A 15,781-nucleotide genomic window follows, 5' to 3' on the forward strand; every position below is an offset into this window, starting at 1 on the left:
CTCCTTGTTAAGTATTCTTGGAATTTTCAATTCCCCCGGTCGTTGTTCGCCGGGGGTAAAGGTCGTGACCGGATCAGGCGTCCAGTGCGCGGCAGTCTTCTGCCAGCCAGCCAATTTCGATCTCCTGGCCAGGTGTCAGACGCGCCTGATCGGGTGCATTACGGGTTTTGACATAGAAGTCGTCGGTGCCAGCAACCCGCAAGCGGGTGCGGAAGATATCGCCCATGTAAATGAACTCCATCACTTCCGCTTTCAGCGTATGGGCGCCCTCTGGCATCCGGTCTTTATTGAACTCGACCCGCTCAGGGCGGATCGAAACACGAGTGCGCTCGCCGGCCTTGGTCACATTGACCGGCTTGGCGTCGATCAGATCACCGTTGTCCAACTGAACCAGCGCCGTGCCACCCTTGATCTCTTTGACCACGCCTTCCAGCGTATTGTTCTCACCGATAAACTGGGCGACGAAACTGTTTTGTGGCGCTTCGTACAGCTTATCTGGCGGATCCAACTGCTGAATGCGGCCATCGTCGAACACCGCAACCCGGTCTGACATGGTCAGGGCTTCGGTCTGGTCGTGGGTCACGTAGACCACGGTAATGCCCAGACGGTGCGCAAGGTGAGTGATCTCAAACTGCATCTTTTCGCGCAGCTGCTTATCCAGCGCGCCCAGCGGTTCGTCCATCAGCACCAATTCGGGTTCAAACACCAGGGCGCGCGCCAGGGCGATCCGCTGTTGCTGACCACCGGACAATTGCGACGGACGGCGACCACCAAAGGCCCCCATCTCTACCATGTCCAGCGCCCGCATCACTTTCTTTTCGCGATCGGATTTGCCCATCTTGCGCACTTCCAACGGAAAGCTGAGGTTTTCAGCAATCGTCATATGTGGAAATAGCGCGTAGTTCTGGAACACCATACCGATGCCGCGTTTGTGCGGGGGGATGTTGTTGATAGAGGTGCCGCCAAGACGAATATCGCCGTGGGTTGCCGTTTCAAAACCGGCGAGCATCATCAAACAGGTGGTCTTCCCGGATCCTGAGGGGCCGAGCATCGTAAGGAACTCGCCCTTGGGCATGGAAAGGTTAAGGTCTTTGACAACGAGGTTTTCGCCGTCGTAACTTTTTTGAACACGTTCGAATTCTACGAACGCGTCAAGGTTTGACACATCAGCCAAAACAAGCTCCCTGGTTATTTCGGTCCGGCAGATTGGCTCTGCACTTGTAACTGTTTCATGTAAACATACCTAAGCGACAGTATGCAACCGTTTGATCAGAATATTATTCTAGCCGCTTTCAGTTGCTTCATCGGACGTTGCGCGACAGATATCGGACATAATACGTCTGTTTCTGCGCCTTCATCCAGCTTTTGGTTACCACTGTACAAAAATCAGAAAAACGGCCCCACTCAAAAAACGAGTGGGGCCGAGACAGAATGTTCCAAAAACGACCTATTTGGCGGCCAATGCTCGGATAATATTCAGTCGACGCTCAGCAGGTTTCGCTTTTGCAGCTCGGCATAGCATTCATCCAGTGCGGTGCGTGCACGCCCGATCATCACATCTATTTCTTCTGTGGTGATCACCAGCGGCGGTGAGATAATCATCCGGTCGCCGACATGGCGCATCACCAGGTTGTTGGCAAAACACCGTTCCCGGCACACAAACCCGGCGGTGCCGGCCTCTGCAAACGGCGCCCTGCTATTTTTATTGGGCACCAGCGCAATCGACCCCATCATGCCAACAATCTTGGCCTCACCCACCAGTGGATGGTCGCCCAGCGCTTCCCACTTTTCCTTAAGATAAGGTCCGGCTACGTCGCGCACATGCGCGACAACGCCCTCTTCTTCCAGGATGCGCAGGTTTTCCAGCGCCACCGCAGCGGCCACCGGATGACCTGAATATGTATAGCCGTGGTTGAATTCACTGGCGCCAATGACCGCTGCAACTTCATCGCTGACAATCGATCCGCCGATCGGCGCATAGCCCGAGCTAAGCCCCTTGGCGATGGTCATGATGTCAGGGCGGATGCCCATGGTCTCACTGCCAAACCAATTGCCGGTCCGGCCAAAGCCGCAGATCACCTCGTCCGCGATCAGCAGGATTTCATACTTGTCGCAGATGCGCTGAATTTCCGGCCAATAGCTGGCTGGCGGTATAATGACCCCACCGGCGCCCTGAACAGGTTCGGCGATAAACGCTGCAACACGATCTTCACCCAGCTCCAAAATCGCCTTTTCCAGCTCTTGCGCCCGCTGCAGACCAAATTCCTCGGGGTCCATATCACCGCCTTCGGCCCACCAATGCGGCTGCTCAATGTGGTGGATGTCTGGGATCGGCAAACCACCCTGGGCATGCATTGCGCTCATCCCGCCCAGCGATCCACTGCCCACCGAGGAGCCGTGATAGGCGTTGTTGCGACTGATGATTATCGACTTGGTTGGCTTGCCCTTTTCCGCCCAGTAATGGCGCACCATGCGGATGTTGGTGTCATTCGCCTCGGAGCCCGAACCCGCAAAGAATACATGGTTCAGATCACCCGGCGCCAGTTCGGCGATTTTTTTGGCCAGCGCAATGACCGGCACATGCGTGGTCATGAAGAAGGTGTTGTAATAAGGCAGCTCGCGCATTTGGCGGGCGGCCACGTCGGCCAGCTCATCACGCCCATAGCCAATGTTGACGCACCACAGACCCGCCATGGCGTCGAGGATTTCGTTGCCTTCGCTGTCGGTCAGGTAGATGCCACTGGCCCGCGTGATAATGCGGACACCTTTTTCCGCCAACTCGTCGTTGGTGGTAAATGGATGCATGTGATGCGCCGCATCCAGGGCCTGTAGCTCGGCTGTGGGCAAATGATTGGTGATCGCACTCATGGCAAGATTCCTGTTTCAGAGGGTTACCCCAAGAATATGATCATATTCTGCGGTGTCAATCGAATCAGCTAACTGCGGCTATTCCCTGGCTCACCTGTTCCATGCCCTGCATGACGTCCCGTTCCATCGCCAGTGCTGCCAATTCCGGATCGGCCTTTCGCAGCGCGTCGAGGATGTCCTTGTGACGGTCAGGAAAGCTCTGGGTGCCGAGACGACCACAGACCACCCGCAGGGACGGGCCAAACCGCAGCCACATCCGGTCCGCCAGATCCGTCAATATCGGCGCCCTGGCATGCTGGTACAACGCCGTGTGGAAGGCATAGTTCTGGGCCAGGTAACCGGCCACATCACCGGCAGAGATAGCCCGGTCCAAAGCATCATCTATACGAGTAAGCACCGCAATATGTTCAGCAGTAATACGTAAAGTTGCCCGCCGCGCTAGCTCACACTCTATTGTTTTTCTTGCATAACTGAGCTCATCAAGATCCTCAAGGCGCAGCACCGGTACGGACACCCGGCGGTTGCCCTGAAAGACCAGCGCCCCGTCCGAAATCAGCCGACGGATCGCTTCGCGCACCGGCGTCATGCCGACGTTCAACGCCTCGGTCAGACCCTGGATTGTCACCGCCTGCCCAGGCGCCAGTTCGCCAAACAGAATCTGCCCTCGTAACGTCTGATAAACGGTCTCATGCGCCGGGGCTTTGGCGCCGCTATCCGGCACCGGTAGGCTTGCATTTTTGGTGGTAGTCACGTCACCCATTCCTCTTGTTTTTGGCACAGCTTTTGTAACGCCGCCGCTGGTCTAAACATAAACACTATTGCCGAAAGAGGCAAAACTTGATCAAATCCTTTTTAGCCGGGGCTGACACCGGCACGCACAGGGAGATACTCATGACATTTAAAACGATGACACTCACCGCCATCATTGCGCTGAACAGTGCCGCTGCCATGGCCGAAGAAGTTCGCGTCTACAACTGGTCCGACTATATCGACGAAGAGCTGCTGACCAAGTTCGAAGACGAAACCGGCATCAAGCTGATCTATGATGTTTTCGACAGCAACGAGGTTCTGGAAACCAAAATGCTGGCGGGTGGCTCGGGTTATGATGTTGTGGTGCCTTCGGGGACATTCCTGCAGCGGCAGATAACGGCGGGCGCGTTCCAGCCACTGGATCTGTCCAAATTGCCCAACGCCAGCAACATGTGGGATGTGATCGAGGCGCGCACCGCCCAGTATGATCCCGACAACGCCCATTCGATCAACTACATGTGGGGCACCACCGGCATTGGCATCAACACTGCCAAAGTTGCCGAAGCCCTGGGTGACGACGCCCCAGTGGGATCGCTGGCACTGGTGTTTGATCCCGCCAACATGGAAAAACTGGCCGCCTGTGGCGTGCATTTCCTGGATGCTCCGGCTGAGATCATTCCGGCAGCCCTGGCCTACATCGGGGAAGACCCCGACAGTCAGGACCCGGACATCATCGCCAAGGCCGAACCCGTTTTGTCGGCCATTCGCCCCTATGTGCAAAAATTCCACAGCTCGGAATACATCAACGCATTGGCCAACGGTGACATCTGCGTGGCAGTCGGCTGGTCCGGCGACATCCTGCAGGCCCGTGACCGCGCTGACGAGGCCGACAATGGTGTGGTGATTGCCTATAACGCCCCCAGCGAAGGTGCGCTGATGTGGTTTGACCAAATGGCCATTCCCGTTGACGCCCCCAACCCCGACGCCGCCCACAAGTTCCTGAACTTCATCATGGATGCGGGCAACATGGCCGCAGCATCGAACTACGTCTATTACGCCAATGGTAACAAGGCGAGCCAGCCAATGCTGGAAGAAGACGTGATCGGCGACCCGGCCATCTACCCGGACGCAGCAACCTTGCAGAACCTGTATACCACCCGCCCCTACCCGGTAAAAGTACAGCGCAAAGTCACCCGCATGTGGACCAAGATCAAATCCGGCATCTAATCTCTGCCAGATGGGGTGGGACGCGGCATGCGCCCCACCCCATGCGCTGCCGCCCCTGGCGATGCAGCCACCTGAAATTCGCATTTTTGCAAACACGCAGGGGAGCCCGGCTTGACCACTATTGAATTCGAACCCTGGAATGATCCGCAGGAAAAACCGCTGATCCATTTCCAGAACATCACCAAACGGTTTGGCTCCTTTGTCGCCATCGACAATCTGACCATCGATATCTACGAGCGCGAATTCTACGCACTTCTGGGTCCGTCTGGTTGTGGCAAAACCACCCTGATGCGCATGCTGGCCGGGTTTGAGACACCAACCGAAGGCACCATTCTTCTGGCCGGTCAGGACATCGTCTCGGTGCCGCCGAACAAGCGCGCAACCAACATGATGTTCCAGTCCTACGCGCTGTTCCCACATCTCTCAATCTGGGAGAACATCGCCTTTGGCCTGAAACGCCAAGCTATGCCCAAAGCAGATATCAATGATCGGGTCGAAGAAATGCTGCGGCTGACCCGGCTGGAACAATTCGCCAGGCGCAAGCCGCATCAGATCTCTGGCGGGCAGCGGCAACGGGTGGCGCTGGCGCGATCCCTGGCCAAGGCGCCAAAACTGCTGCTGTTGGATGAACCCATGGGGGCGCTCGACAAGAAGCTGCGCCAGGAAACCCAGTTTGAACTGATGGATATCCAAGAAAAAACCGGCACCACCTTTATGATCGTGACCCACGACCAGGAAGAGGCGATGACAGTGGCCAGCCGGGTGGCGGTGATGGACCACGGCAAGATCATCCAGGTGGCCACGCCAGACCGGATATATGAAACCCCAAATTCTGTCTATGTTGCTGATTTTATTGGCGATGTGAATATCATCCAAGGCACAACCACAGCCAATGGCAAAGACAGCTACGCCATCGCCTGGGCGGATGCACAGGCACCGCTGACCGCCAATTCAAACCAGCCATTCTCGGATGGGCAAAACTGCCATCTGGCCATTCGTCCGGAAAAAGTGGCGATCTCGGCCGATAAACCCGAAGACGCGGCGAATGCAGTGCAGGGCAAGATTCTGGACATTGCCTATCTCGGCAACATTTCCACCTATCACGTCGAGCTGCCAACTGGCGTGGTGATCAAGGCACAGGCCGCAAATACCCGGCGAATCTCGCGACGCAGTTACACTTGGGAAGACACTGTCTGGCTGTCCTGGACCGCCACGGCCGGCGTGCTACTGGCCAGCTGATGCGCCGTTTTCTCCTGATCGCCCCCCCCTATGCCTGGCTGCTGCTGCTGTTTCTGACACCCTTTGCTATCGTGGTGAAAATCTCTCTGTCGGATATCGCGTTGGCGATTCCACCCTATGTCCCGAAATTCAGCTGGGATGAAGGGATCTGGGCCTATCTCAACCAGCTTGATTTTGAGAACTTCATCTTCCTGACCGAGGACAATCTATACTGGAAGGCCTACCTGAGTTCCTTCAAAATCGCCGCGATCTCAACCGCGCTGACGCTGCTGGTTGGTTATCCGATCGCTTATGGCATGACGCGGGTGCCCTCGGAATGGCGACCAACCCTGATGATGTTGGTGATCCTACCCTTCTGGACCTCGTTCCTGATCCGGGTCTACGCCTGGATGGGCATTCTCAGCAACGAGGGCTATTTGAACCAGTTGTTGTTGTGGACCGGCATCATCGACACACCGCTGACCATCCTCAACACCAATACCGCCGTCTACATCGGCATTGTCTACACCTACCTGCCCTTCATGATCCTACCGATCTATTCCGCACTGGAACGTTTGGACGATTCGCTGATCGAGGCCGCCGAAGACCTGGGCTGTTCGCGGCTTACTGCCTTCTGGCTAGTGACAATTCCTCTCTCCAAAACAGGCATCATCGCCGGTTGTTTTCTGGTCTTCATCCCGGCACTTGGAGAATTTGTGATCCCATCTCTCTTGGGTGGCTCGAACTCGCTGATGATCGGCAAAGTGCTGTGGGAGGAGTTTTTCTCCAACCGGGATTGGCCAGTCGCCAGCGCGGTGGCGGTGATTCTGCTGCTCCTCCTGGTGATCCCAATCGTGCTGTTCCAACGCAATCAGCAAAACCAACAAGAGGCAGAACAATGAGTTTTCGTATTGTCTCCGGAAAATTCGAATTTTCCGACCCGAATTCTTTGAAGAATTCGAACTGGAGGAGAGCGCAATGAACAAAACCAGCTGGTTCAATGTGGTATCCCTGACACTGGGGTTTGCCTTTCTCTATATTCCGATGATCATCCTGATTATTTTCAGCTTCAACGAAAGCAAACTGGTCACTGTCTGGGCCGGGTTTTCGACCAAGTGGTATGGCGAGCTGATGCAGAACGAAGCCTTTCTCAATGCCGCATGGGTGACCATCAAGGTGGCGGTGTTCTCGTCAACCCTTGCCACGGTTTTGGGAACGATGGCAGCCTATGTGATGGTACGCGGAGGCCGCTTCCGGGGCCGTACCCTGTTTTCCGGCATGATCTATGCGCCACTGGTGATGCCCGAAGTCATCACTGGTCTGTCGCTTCTGTTGCTGTTCATCGGTATCGGCTTGGACCGTGGCGTGCTGACCATTGTGCTGGCCCATACCACTTTTTCGATGTGCTATGTCTCAGTTGTGGTGTCTTCGCGGCTAGTCACCTTTGACCGTTCACTGGAAGAGGCCGCGCTGGATCTGGGCTGTTCCCCAGCGCAGGCGTTCCGGTTGGTGACCCTGCCGATCATTGCCCCGGCGGTGATTTCCGGCTGGTTGCTGGCCTTTACCCTGTCGCTGGATGATCTGGTGATCGCATCCTTTACCACCGGCCCCTCTGCAACCACCCTGCCAATTAAGATTTTCTCGGCAGTGCGGCTGGGGGTCAGCCCCGAAATCAACGCACTATCCACGATCATGATTGCCATTGTCACATTTGGAGTGATCACCACATCTCTGGTCACCAAACATCAAATGGTCCGGCAAAAACGCGAAGAGCAAGAAGCGGTGCGCAGCTGATGCGGCGCCTTTACTCGAACTATGCCTATGGTCCTGGTCCGCGCGACCATTGTTGGTGGGACCAGACCATTGCAGAGCCCGATTGGCCGGTCCTCAACGGTACCATGGATGCCGATGTGGCAATAATCGGTGGCGGTTTTACAGGTATTTCCGCCGCTCTGCATCTGGCTGAAGCCGGCGCCAGCGTTGTGGTACTGGAGGCCGAATCCCCTGGTTGGGGTGCCTCAGGTCGCAATGGCGGATTTTGCTGTTTGGGAGGATCAAAGCTGAGCAGCGCGGCGATGCAACGGCGGTTCGGTGATCAGGCCACCAAAATCTATGAGGCCGGAGAAGTTGCCGCGGTCTCTTTGGTAGGTGAATTGCTCGATAAATATAGCATCAACGCCGACAGCCATTCGCGCGGCGAAACCCAACTGGCGCATTCACCACGCGCCATGCAACGCCTCCGCGTCGAAGCCGAAGATATGGCCAGAAACAGCCAGAAGGTCGACCTGCTGGAAGCAGATCAACTGGCAGAACAGGGGTTGAATGGTCCGTTCCACGGGGCCTTGACCACGCCAGTCGGCTTTGGCCTGAACCCCCGCAAGTATTTATTCGGCTTGTGCCGTTCAGCCCAGACAGCGGGCGCCCAACTGTTTCAACGCAGTGGCGCCAGCCGCATATCGCAGCGCGACGGAAAACATGTGATTGCCACTCCCAACGGAACATTGCGTGTCAGTCAGCTGATCATCGCAACCAATGGGTATTCCTCTGAGGACCTGCCGCCCTGGCTGGCGGGACGCTATTTGCCAACCCAGTCGACCGTCATGGTGACGCGGGTACTCAGCGAAGATGAGCTGCAAAAACAAGGCTGGTTCAGCGATCAGATGGCTTATGACAGTCGAAACCTGCTGCATTATTTTCGCCTGATGCCCGACCGCCGTTTCCTGTTTGGCATGCGCGGCGGACTTTTGTCCTCGGCCCGGTCTGAAACAGCGATCCGCCACAAACTTCGGCGCGATTTTGACCGTATGTTCGCCGCATGGAAGGACGTCGAAACAACGCATTGCTGGTCCGGCATGGTCTGCCTGGCACGCAACCTGGTGCCTTTTGTCGGCCCCGTACCCGAGGTAAAAGGCATGTTCGCAGGCCTGTGCTACCACGGAAACGGCGTTGCAATGGGAACCTATGCCGGGCGTTTGTTAAGCGATCTGGTGCTGAGCCAGACATCCGACCTGCCGTATTCCCCGGCGATCCAGTCGATGCCGCGCTTTCCGCTTGGCCGCTTTCGGCGTTTGCTGATGCCGCCTGCCTATGCCGCACTTGGGCTGATGGACTGAAGAGCCTCCAGTTCCAGCACCATCGCATCGTGATCGCGGTGACTGCCCTGGTTGCTCTGGCCTGACCTCCACAGGCAATAGGCTGCCATGCGCCAGTGAAACCAGGGTTTCAATGCCAGCAGTCGCGTCACCACCCTTCGATCCGGATAAGCGCCCAGAAAAGCGTCTTCCTCAAGACGCGTCAGCTGTGTCCCCCGGTACAGCAATTGCATCGCCGGGGACAGAAAAAGCGCCAGATCCTCAGCCGGGTCCCCTAGCTGTGGGCATTGCCAGTCAATCAGCGTCAGGGTGCCGCCATGGTCCACCAGATTACCGGGAACCGGATCGCCGTGGATCACCACCGGGTTTTTACAGGCGGCGACCTGCCCCGAGGGCGCCAGCCCGCGCAGCGGATTTGAACTGTTACATTGCGCCAGTACCGTCAGAGTTTGTTCAGTTAGGTCGGCGCTGCCATTGCATCCCATCGGCAAGCCGGAAAAGCCAGCCTGATCGTGCAAACGCCCCAGCAGTTGCGCCACATGGGCCGTGTCTTGCTGCCAAACAGTGCCCTCAATATGACTGTATGCTAACCACTTGCAGCCATTGAACATGCCTGCATCCAGAAATTTCGGTGCCAATCCAGTCCCGGCCAAAGCTTTTAGGCTGGCCCCTTCCCGCAAGGCATCATTGGCAAACAATGGGTTCTCGCCCGGCTGCTGATAAAGCTTAATAACCACAGAGCCGGCGCGCCAGACCAGGTTCGATCGCCCACCGGCCAATCGTTCGGGGTTTTCCACTGCCAATCCCCGCACCGCGATATGGGCAAACAGATCGGCCTCAAATTCAAAAGTCATGGGCCACAGGATCGTCTCCGTTCAACAGCCCCTCGATTACCGAGGGGCAAACATTCACGGAGCACGCCGAATTCGTCCCTAGCTGTCTGAACTACGTAGTGCGGTCACCGATGAGGCCAAAATCGCCGACCCACCTTCAAGAATCAAGACCACATTAGTGCCCTGCATCTGAGTTTCCGCCACATTGGAATAGACTTCGGCCATTTCTGACATCAGCACTTCGCCATTTGCGATACTTTCGACCACAAAAGTGTAGCTTCCGCTGGCAAATGCCGAACCATCATCATCCACACCGTCCCATTCATAGGCGTCCGCAGAAACCGGCAACGTGACACGCTGCACCTCAGTCCCATCAGAATCACTGACCACCAGTTGAACGGTGTCCGAGGCGGCCGCTGGGTTTGGCGCAATAGTAATCGGCGTTGATCCATCAAAATATCCTGGCGCGGCAGCCCTCGCCTCCATGCCAACCCAGCCCGACATCGCCGCCATGTTCGCCAAACCAATTTGTTGGGCAATTGACGACAAGATATCGTTGTTTTCAGTTTGCTTTTCGACCATCGAAAACTGTGCCAGCTGCGATGCATATTCCGACGAATCCATCGGCTCCAGCGGATCTTGATACTTCGCCTGTGCGGTCAGCATTATGAGAAATGTTTCATAATCAGATTTTTGAGTGGCAGTCGTGGTTGCTGCGCTTGTCGTGGTTGCCACTGCAGTGGCTGTACTAACGGCTGTGGTCATCGACTTAAATCCTCATATCCAGCCCGGATTCTCCCAGGCGAAGGTTCTGTTTTTCAGGTTGCTGCATATTTTCGGCACTTGGGCCGCCGTCACTTGATCCGGATGATCCGTTTTCAAGTGAATCTCCCTGCTCGCTCTCATCGCCGGACAGGCCCTCGCCGCTGAACTCAAAGGAGATGTCTTCGAATCCCATGCGGCGGAACTCTTCAGACAGTTCATTAATGTGGCGGCGCATCAGATCGCCGGTTTCAGGACGTTCTGTGGTGATCATGACAACGACCGAAGTTTCAGTGGTGCTCACCCGCATTTTCACCCGGCCCAGCTCCTCTGGGCTGAGCGCGATATCAATGTTGCGTTCTCCCTTGGTTGCCAGCGCCTCGGCCAGTTGCGCCGCCACCAAACGCGGGGTTTCAGGCCGGTACGTGGTCCCGGGGCTCATCACCGCTTCGGTCAGCAATTGCGCCAGACCGGCGGGTTCAGATCCCATCGGGTCCAATATCAGGCTGGCGCCCAAAGTATCTGCCAAGGGCTCTGCACCCGTGACAGCAATCTGCCCTGCTGCGGCAGTTTGCGATGCCGGATTCACCTGAACCGACGGTTGCGGCGTTGCGGCCGCTACCTGGTGATTCGGTTGCCGGTTGGTGCGGGTCTGCACCTCATCGGATGCAGCTGCCGCGCCCGGTGTTGCCTGCTCCTCTTGCGAGGATGTCACCAAAGGCTGCACCCCATCGGCGAGACCCGCGACCTTTCCCTGATCTGCCGCCATCGTCACAATGCCTTGCGGATTTGACCTGATGCCGGTTGGCGAAACCTGTGCCCGGCGCGGATCGGCGGTCCTTATTACCTGCTGCGTCGCCTGCAACTCAGGTGCACTCTGTCCCGCGCCAGCTGCGGTTCCCAAAGCCGCTCTCTTTTGTCCAGCATCGGCCCTCTCCGTTGCGATGAGAGGGTCTTCTGGTGGCATCGAATCCGGAATTTGACCCGGAATTTGCATTGCTTGACGGTCCGCCCCGGCGCCAGGTTGCGCTGCTATCATGCGCAATTCGGCAATACTGCGATGCGTCGGCTGTTCGGCCCCCTTATTCAGGACAGGCTGCCCTGACTGAGCCTCAGTAAACCCAGGCTCTGGCTGAGACGCCACCACATTTGCAGTCACATTGGTGGCGGAATCATTCGCCACGTCGCCATTTGCAGCCCCCCCTTGGGAGAATGTGACGGCACCAGATCGGGTTTGCTGCCTGGCCAAAATTTCAGCACCGGCGGCCTCCAATACCACCACATCCTCGTGGCCACTGGCAGCGCGCTCCTGATCCATTTCCGGTCCACTTGGATCGGCAACATCTGTAGATACCGGTGCCTGTGTATCTTCTGTGGCTTCGGACTTGTCCGGTTGAACTGGATCACGGACAGCGCCCTGATGCGCATCAGAGGCGGAATAGTAACTCTGAAAAGTCGCGCCTTTGCTGCCCGAATCGGTCGACACAGGTTTTGGCATGCTCGAACTTTTGACCACGCCAAAAGCCGATTCTGAATGAATATTTTTTATCATTTTGTTCCGGACATTCTATCTCGTCACCTCCTTAGTACAGACAACCGGTTACGGTAATTTTAACCGGTTATGGCGCAGTCTCATAAAAATCGAAGCAATTCGAAATTATTCATCTGGAGACTCCAATGACCGACCTGACGCCATCAATGCCGCTCTCCATGCCCAGATCGCACCAGGTATCCGCCAGTCAGCAAGACCCGCTGCGCAAGGCTGCAATGCAGTTAGAGACAACGTTTCTTGCGGAAATGTTGAAATCCGCCGGCTTGGGCGAAAGCCGTGAAACTTTTGGCGGCGGCTCCGGTGAAGACCAGTTTTCCACATTTCTAATCCGCGCACAGGCGGAACAGATGGCCAAGGCAGGTGGAATCGGCCTGGCCGAATCACTGTACCACTCTTTGAAGGAGTCTCAAAAATGACCAACCTGAACCCACAAACCCTGATCGACGACCTCGATTCAATCCTCGACCAAGAGCGCCAGGCCCTGGTCAAAGGTGATCTGACCAAGTTGGGCGGATTGATGACCAGGAAAGAATCGCTGATCAGTGATCTGAACGCCGTTACAGACTTGGAACGCGAGGCGCTGTCCCAGGTTCAAGACAAAGTATCGCGCAACCAAGTGCTGCTGGACAGCGCCATGGAGGGCATCCGTGCGGTATCGGCCCGCATGGCCGAACTGCGCCGGGTTCGTAAAGGCCTGGACGTATATGACCAATCCGGGCGCAAGACACGTTTCAACACACGCGGAAGCATGAGCCTGGAGAAACGCGCATGAACTTCGCAATTTGGAGAAAATTCTAATTATGCGAATTTTGGAATTAGCATTCCTTTAGCACCTGTTGGGGCAATGTCACCTTGCATCTCAAATACGAGGTGGCGCGAACGCCTAACGGCCAAACGCACTAGTCAGAACGACGTCAAAAATGCCCCTATTGGGGCAGCATTAGATGGGGCCAAAGCGCCTCACAGTTAAAGGATATATGCTATGACCAGCATTCTGACAAACAACGGCGCAATGGTTGCCCTGCAGACTCTGCAGTCCGTGAACAACAGCCTGACCGATGCGCAAAACGAGATTTCAACAGGGAAACGTGTTGGGTCCGCCGGTGACAACGCTGCGGTCTGGGCCATTTCCAAAACCATGGAATCTGACATTGCAGGCTTCAACGCGATTTCGGAAAGCCTGGCCGTGGGCGAAGCGACTGTCGCCGTCGCCTCTGCCGGTGCCGAACAGATCGTGGATAAACTGATCGAAATCAAAGAATTGATCGTATCGGCCCAATCTGAGAACGTCGATCACGGCAAAATCCAGCTCGACATCGACAAGAAATCCGCACAGGTTGCTGCGATTATGGCTGCGGCTCAGTTCAACGGCGTCAATCTGCTGCTGGACACCGTTGACGGCACCGAATCCAAGCTGGGTGTTCTTGCCTCGCTTGACCGGGTTGGCCCAACCGGCACACCAGCGGGAACTGAGATTGACATTAATGCTCTTGATTTCACGAACACTTTGGATCTAGCCACTAACCTGACACCGATCGGAGACTCTACCGACGCGGTCCAAGCCTTGATTGACATCGAGGGCTTCCTGGCCATTGCCATTACCGGCGCGGCGCAACTGGGGTCCGACAGCGCCCGCCTGAAGGACCAGGGCGAATTTGTCTCCAAGCTGACCGATTCCATGAAAATGGGTGTCAGCTCGATGACCGATACCGATATGGAAGAGGCCTCGGCGCGATTGAAAGCCCTGCAAACCCAGCAGCAACTGGCGGTGCAATCGCTGTCGATTGCCAATAGCGCGCCAGAAACACTGATGACACTGTTCCGCTAAGAACTCTGAGCCGGGGCGTCACCGCGCCCCGGCTTCCCATCTCAGAGAATCTGAAGATACTACGTAAGGAATTGACGTGAACGCGCTCAGACATGCGAAGCAAGCCTATTCGGCGGCAAAAGCCCCGACCCGCACCCTTAAAAACCTTGAGTACGACGCCATTGCGCGGGTGACTCACCGGCTGGTTGCAGCCGCAAACAAGGGCCCCGACGGGTTCAACTCTCTGGCAGCTGCCCTCACCGACAATCGCAAGCTGTGGTCCATTTTCATGGCCGATATTGCCAGCCCCAACAACCAGCTGCCGTTGGAGCTGAAGGACCATCTCACCTATCTGACCGAGTTCACGCGACAACACACCAGTAAAGTGCTGGCCCGCAAAGCCGGCGTCACACCTCTGGTTGAAATCAACACGGCCATTATGCGTGGCCTACGAAGCGGAGCCCCATGAAATGAGCGGACTTGTCCTGAAACTTGCCCCCAAAGAACGCGTCCTGGTCAATGGCGCGGTGATTGAAAACGGCGACCGGCGCAGCCGGTTGTCGATCATGACGCCGGACGCCAATATCCTGCGCCTGCGAGATGCAATCCACCCCGAGGACGCCAACACTCCGGTGCGTCGGGTCTGTTACGCCGCCCAGCTGGTCCTGACCGGCGACATCGATCCGCAGGAGGATCGACTGCCGATGCTGCGCCGCATCGAAGACCTGAGCCAGGTCTTCACCGACCCCGATAGCCGCACCTCACTGGCCGAGGCGACCGAGGCGGTGATCCAGAACAACCACTATCGCTGCCTCAAGGCGCTGCGCGGCCTGCTGCCGCGCGAGGACCGATTAATCGCGGTTGCTCAAACATGAGCTATCAACCGATCATCCCCTCTAATGGTATCGTTGGCTGGAACTTCTTGCAGGCGACCTATGACAAGCAGTTCGAAACCTTCACTAAGGATGCTGTTTTACAACGGGAAACAGACTACTTTGTGGAGAATATCGGCAATGTAAAATCAGCCGAGGATCTAATGGCTGACCCGCGGCTATTGTCTGTTGCACTCGACGCTTTTGGACTTGGCGAGGATATTTACAAAAAGGCGTATCTTGAAAAAATCCTGACGGATGGCACTGCAGCTGATGACGCTTTAGCTAACAAGTTGGGCGACGACCGGTATGTGCAATTCAGCGATGCCTTCGGATTTGGCCCCGGCGACACCATCAAAACCGGATCTGCTCAGGAAATGGCAGATCTGGTATTCACCAATAAGGTACAATCCTTTGAGGAAGCCGTTGGGGAGCAGGAGGCATCGATGCGGATCGCCCTGTATGGGCAGCGTGAACTCGTCAATCTGGCCGAGGATGGAACCAGTACCGACACCCAATGGTTCAACATCATGGGTCAGTCTGCCCTTCGGGAAATGTTCGAAGTGGCACTGGGGCTACCGGAAAGCCTGTCTCAAATCGATCTGGACCAACAACTGGAAGCATTCAAATCACGCGCTGAATCGATATTTGGAACCGATAATGTCAGTGATTTTTCAGATCCGGATTTGATGGACAAGCTGGTCAACACCTACCTGGCGCGCGAACAACTTAAAGATTTTGACGCGTCGCAGTCCTCGGGCGCAACAGCCTTAATGTTGCTGCAGTCCTAACTTTGGACA

The 15,781-nt window shown here is 56.2% G+C and carries 17 protein-coding genes; 11 read left to right on the forward strand and 6 right to left on the reverse strand.

What is annotated here, in order from left to right:
• Positions 1-73: 73 nt before the first annotated feature.
• The 3 genes from QPJ95_RS07375 to QPJ95_RS07385 all read right to left on the reverse strand — a co-directional run bounded on the left by QPJ95_RS07375 (position 74) and on the right by QPJ95_RS07385 (position 3,619).
• Positions 74-1,174, reverse strand: a complete 1,101-nt coding sequence (locus QPJ95_RS07375; protein ID WP_270917538.1) for an ABC transporter ATP-binding protein — start codon at positions 1,172-1,174, stop codon at positions 74-76.
• A gap of 302 nt (positions 1,175-1,476) precedes the next feature.
• Positions 1,477-2,868, reverse strand: a complete 1,392-nt coding sequence (locus tag QPJ95_RS07380) for an aspartate aminotransferase family protein (protein ID WP_270917537.1) — start codon at positions 2,866-2,868, stop codon at positions 1,477-1,479.
• Between the two features lie 64 nt (positions 2,869-2,932).
• Positions 2,933-3,619: a GntR family transcriptional regulator gene (locus QPJ95_RS07385; protein WP_286018250.1), complete on the reverse strand. Its 687-nt coding sequence runs from the start codon at positions 3,617-3,619 to the stop codon at positions 2,933-2,935.
• Positions 3,620-3,759: 140 nt separating this feature from the next.
• Here QPJ95_RS07385 and QPJ95_RS07390 point away from each other — a divergent pair, with 140 nt between their 5' ends.
• The 5 genes from QPJ95_RS07390 to QPJ95_RS07410 all read left to right on the forward strand — a co-directional run bounded on the left by QPJ95_RS07390 (position 3,760) and on the right by QPJ95_RS07410 (position 9,176).
• Positions 3,760-4,845, forward strand: a complete 1,086-nt coding sequence (locus tag QPJ95_RS07390) for a polyamine ABC transporter substrate-binding protein (RefSeq protein WP_270917535.1) — start codon at positions 3,760-3,762, stop codon at positions 4,843-4,845.
• A gap of 111 nt (positions 4,846-4,956) precedes the next feature.
• Complete coding sequence (locus QPJ95_RS07395; RefSeq protein ID WP_270917534.1) at positions 4,957-6,084, forward strand: ABC transporter ATP-binding protein; 1,128 nt, start codon at positions 4,957-4,959, stop codon at positions 6,082-6,084.
• Entirely contained in the window at positions 6,084-6,965 is an 882-nt protein-coding gene (locus QPJ95_RS07400) for an ABC transporter permease subunit (protein WP_270917533.1), read from the forward strand. The genes QPJ95_RS07395 and QPJ95_RS07400 overlap by 1 nt, the downstream gene beginning before the upstream one ends.
• Before the next feature lie 76 nt (positions 6,966-7,041).
• Entirely contained in the window at positions 7,042-7,857 is an 816-nt protein-coding gene (locus tag QPJ95_RS07405; protein ID WP_270917532.1) for an ABC transporter permease, read from the forward strand.
• Positions 7,857-9,176 carry an NAD(P)/FAD-dependent oxidoreductase gene (locus QPJ95_RS07410; protein ID WP_270917531.1) on the forward strand — a complete coding sequence of 440 codons (1,320 nt, stop codon included), beginning with the start codon at positions 7,857-7,859 and terminating at the stop codon, positions 9,174-9,176. The genes QPJ95_RS07405 and QPJ95_RS07410 overlap by 1 nt, the downstream gene beginning before the upstream one ends.
• Here the strand turns inward: QPJ95_RS07410 and QPJ95_RS07415 are convergent.
• From QPJ95_RS07415 to fliK, 3 genes are all read right to left on the reverse strand, one after another.
• Positions 9,149-10,009, reverse strand: a complete 861-nt coding sequence (locus QPJ95_RS07415) for a phosphotransferase (protein ID WP_270917530.1) — start codon at positions 10,007-10,009, stop codon at positions 9,149-9,151. The two genes, QPJ95_RS07410 and QPJ95_RS07415, sit on opposite strands and share 28 nt — an antisense overlap.
• Positions 10,010-10,087: 78 nt before the next feature.
• Positions 10,088-10,753: a flagellar hook capping FlgD N-terminal domain-containing protein gene (locus QPJ95_RS07420; protein WP_270917529.1), complete on the reverse strand. Its 666-nt coding sequence runs from the start codon at positions 10,751-10,753 to the stop codon at positions 10,088-10,090.
• 4 nt (positions 10,754-10,757) lie between these two features.
• Positions 10,758-12,248 carry a flagellar hook-length control protein FliK gene (fliK, locus tag QPJ95_RS07425; protein ID WP_270917528.1) on the reverse strand — a complete coding sequence of 497 codons (1,491 nt, stop codon included), beginning with the start codon at positions 12,246-12,248 and terminating at the stop codon, positions 10,758-10,760.
• 200 nt (positions 12,249-12,448) lie between these two features.
• Here fliK and QPJ95_RS07430 point away from each other — a divergent pair, with 200 nt between their 5' ends.
• From QPJ95_RS07430 to QPJ95_RS07455, 6 genes are all read left to right on the forward strand, one after another.
• Positions 12,449-12,718 carry a rod-binding protein gene (locus QPJ95_RS07430; protein WP_270917820.1) on the forward strand — a complete coding sequence of 90 codons (270 nt, stop codon included), beginning with the start codon at positions 12,449-12,451 and terminating at the stop codon, positions 12,716-12,718.
• Positions 12,715-13,074 (forward strand): flagellar biosynthesis protein FlgN, encoded by a 360-nt coding sequence (locus QPJ95_RS07435; protein ID WP_270917527.1) that lies wholly within the window; start codon positions 12,715-12,717, stop codon positions 13,072-13,074. The genes QPJ95_RS07430 and QPJ95_RS07435 overlap by 4 nt, the downstream gene beginning before the upstream one ends.
• A 210-nt stretch (positions 13,075-13,284) precedes the next feature.
• Complete coding sequence (locus tag QPJ95_RS07440) at positions 13,285-14,130, forward strand: flagellin N-terminal helical domain-containing protein (RefSeq protein WP_286018251.1); 846 nt, start codon at positions 13,285-13,287, stop codon at positions 14,128-14,130.
• A gap of 76 nt (positions 14,131-14,206) precedes the next feature.
• Positions 14,207-14,578: a flagellar biosynthesis regulator FlaF gene (gene flaF, locus QPJ95_RS07445; RefSeq protein WP_270921322.1), complete on the forward strand. Its 372-nt coding sequence runs from the start codon at positions 14,207-14,209 to the stop codon at positions 14,576-14,578.
• 1 nt (position 14,579) lies between these two features.
• Entirely contained in the window at positions 14,580-14,984 is a 405-nt protein-coding gene (flbT, locus tag QPJ95_RS07450; RefSeq protein WP_286018252.1) for a flagellar biosynthesis repressor FlbT, read from the forward strand.
• Entirely contained in the window at positions 14,981-15,772 is a 792-nt protein-coding gene (locus QPJ95_RS07455; RefSeq protein WP_270920449.1) for a DUF1217 domain-containing protein, read from the forward strand. The genes flbT and QPJ95_RS07455 overlap by 4 nt, the downstream gene beginning before the upstream one ends.
• The last annotated feature ends 9 nt before the right edge of the window (positions 15,773-15,781 follow it).

This window comes from Parasedimentitalea psychrophila, assembly GCF_030285785.1.
Lineage (GTDB): Bacteria > Pseudomonadota > Alphaproteobacteria > Rhodobacterales > Rhodobacteraceae > Parasedimentitalea > Parasedimentitalea psychrophila.

What these genes read in the sequence shown, in the direction of transcription:
- QPJ95_RS07380 (WP_270917537.1), bottom strand. Translation starts at nt 2,868, where the DNA reads ATGAGTGCGATCACCAATCATTTGCCCACAGCCGAGCTACAGGCCCTG.
- QPJ95_RS07390 (WP_270917535.1), top strand. Translation starts at nt 3,760, where the DNA reads ATGACATTTAAAACGATGACACTCACCGCCATCATTGCGCTGAACAGT.
- QPJ95_RS07400 (WP_270917533.1), top strand. Translation starts at nt 6,084, where the DNA reads ATGCGCCGTTTTCTCCTGATCGCCCCCCCCTATGCCTGGCTGCTGCTG.
- QPJ95_RS07405 (WP_270917532.1), top strand. Translation starts at nt 7,042, where the DNA reads ATGAACAAAACCAGCTGGTTCAATGTGGTATCCCTGACACTGGGGTTT.
- QPJ95_RS07410 (WP_270917531.1), top strand. Translation starts at nt 7,857, where the DNA reads ATGCGGCGCCTTTACTCGAACTATGCCTATGGTCCTGGTCCGCGCGAC.
- QPJ95_RS07415 (WP_270917530.1), bottom strand. Translation starts at nt 10,009, where the DNA reads ATGACTTTTGAATTTGAGGCCGATCTGTTTGCCCATATCGCGGTGCGG.
- QPJ95_RS07420 (WP_270917529.1), bottom strand. Translation starts at nt 10,753, where the DNA reads ATGACCACAGCCGTTAGTACAGCCACTGCAGTGGCAACCACGACAAGC.
- fliK (WP_270917528.1), bottom strand. Translation starts at nt 12,248, where the DNA reads ATGCCAAAACCTGTGTCGACCGATTCGGGCAGCAAAGGCGCGACTTTT.
- QPJ95_RS07430 (WP_270917820.1), top strand. Translation starts at nt 12,449, where the DNA reads ATGCCGCTCTCCATGCCCAGATCGCACCAGGTATCCGCCAGTCAGCAA.
- QPJ95_RS07435 (WP_270917527.1), top strand. Translation starts at nt 12,715, where the DNA reads ATGACCAACCTGAACCCACAAACCCTGATCGACGACCTCGATTCAATC.
- QPJ95_RS07440 (WP_286018251.1), top strand. Translation starts at nt 13,285, where the DNA reads ATGACCAGCATTCTGACAAACAACGGCGCAATGGTTGCCCTGCAGACT.
- flbT (WP_286018252.1), top strand. Translation starts at nt 14,580, where the DNA reads ATGAGCGGACTTGTCCTGAAACTTGCCCCCAAAGAACGCGTCCTGGTC.
- QPJ95_RS07455 (WP_270920449.1), top strand. Translation starts at nt 14,981, where the DNA reads ATGAGCTATCAACCGATCATCCCCTCTAATGGTATCGTTGGCTGGAAC.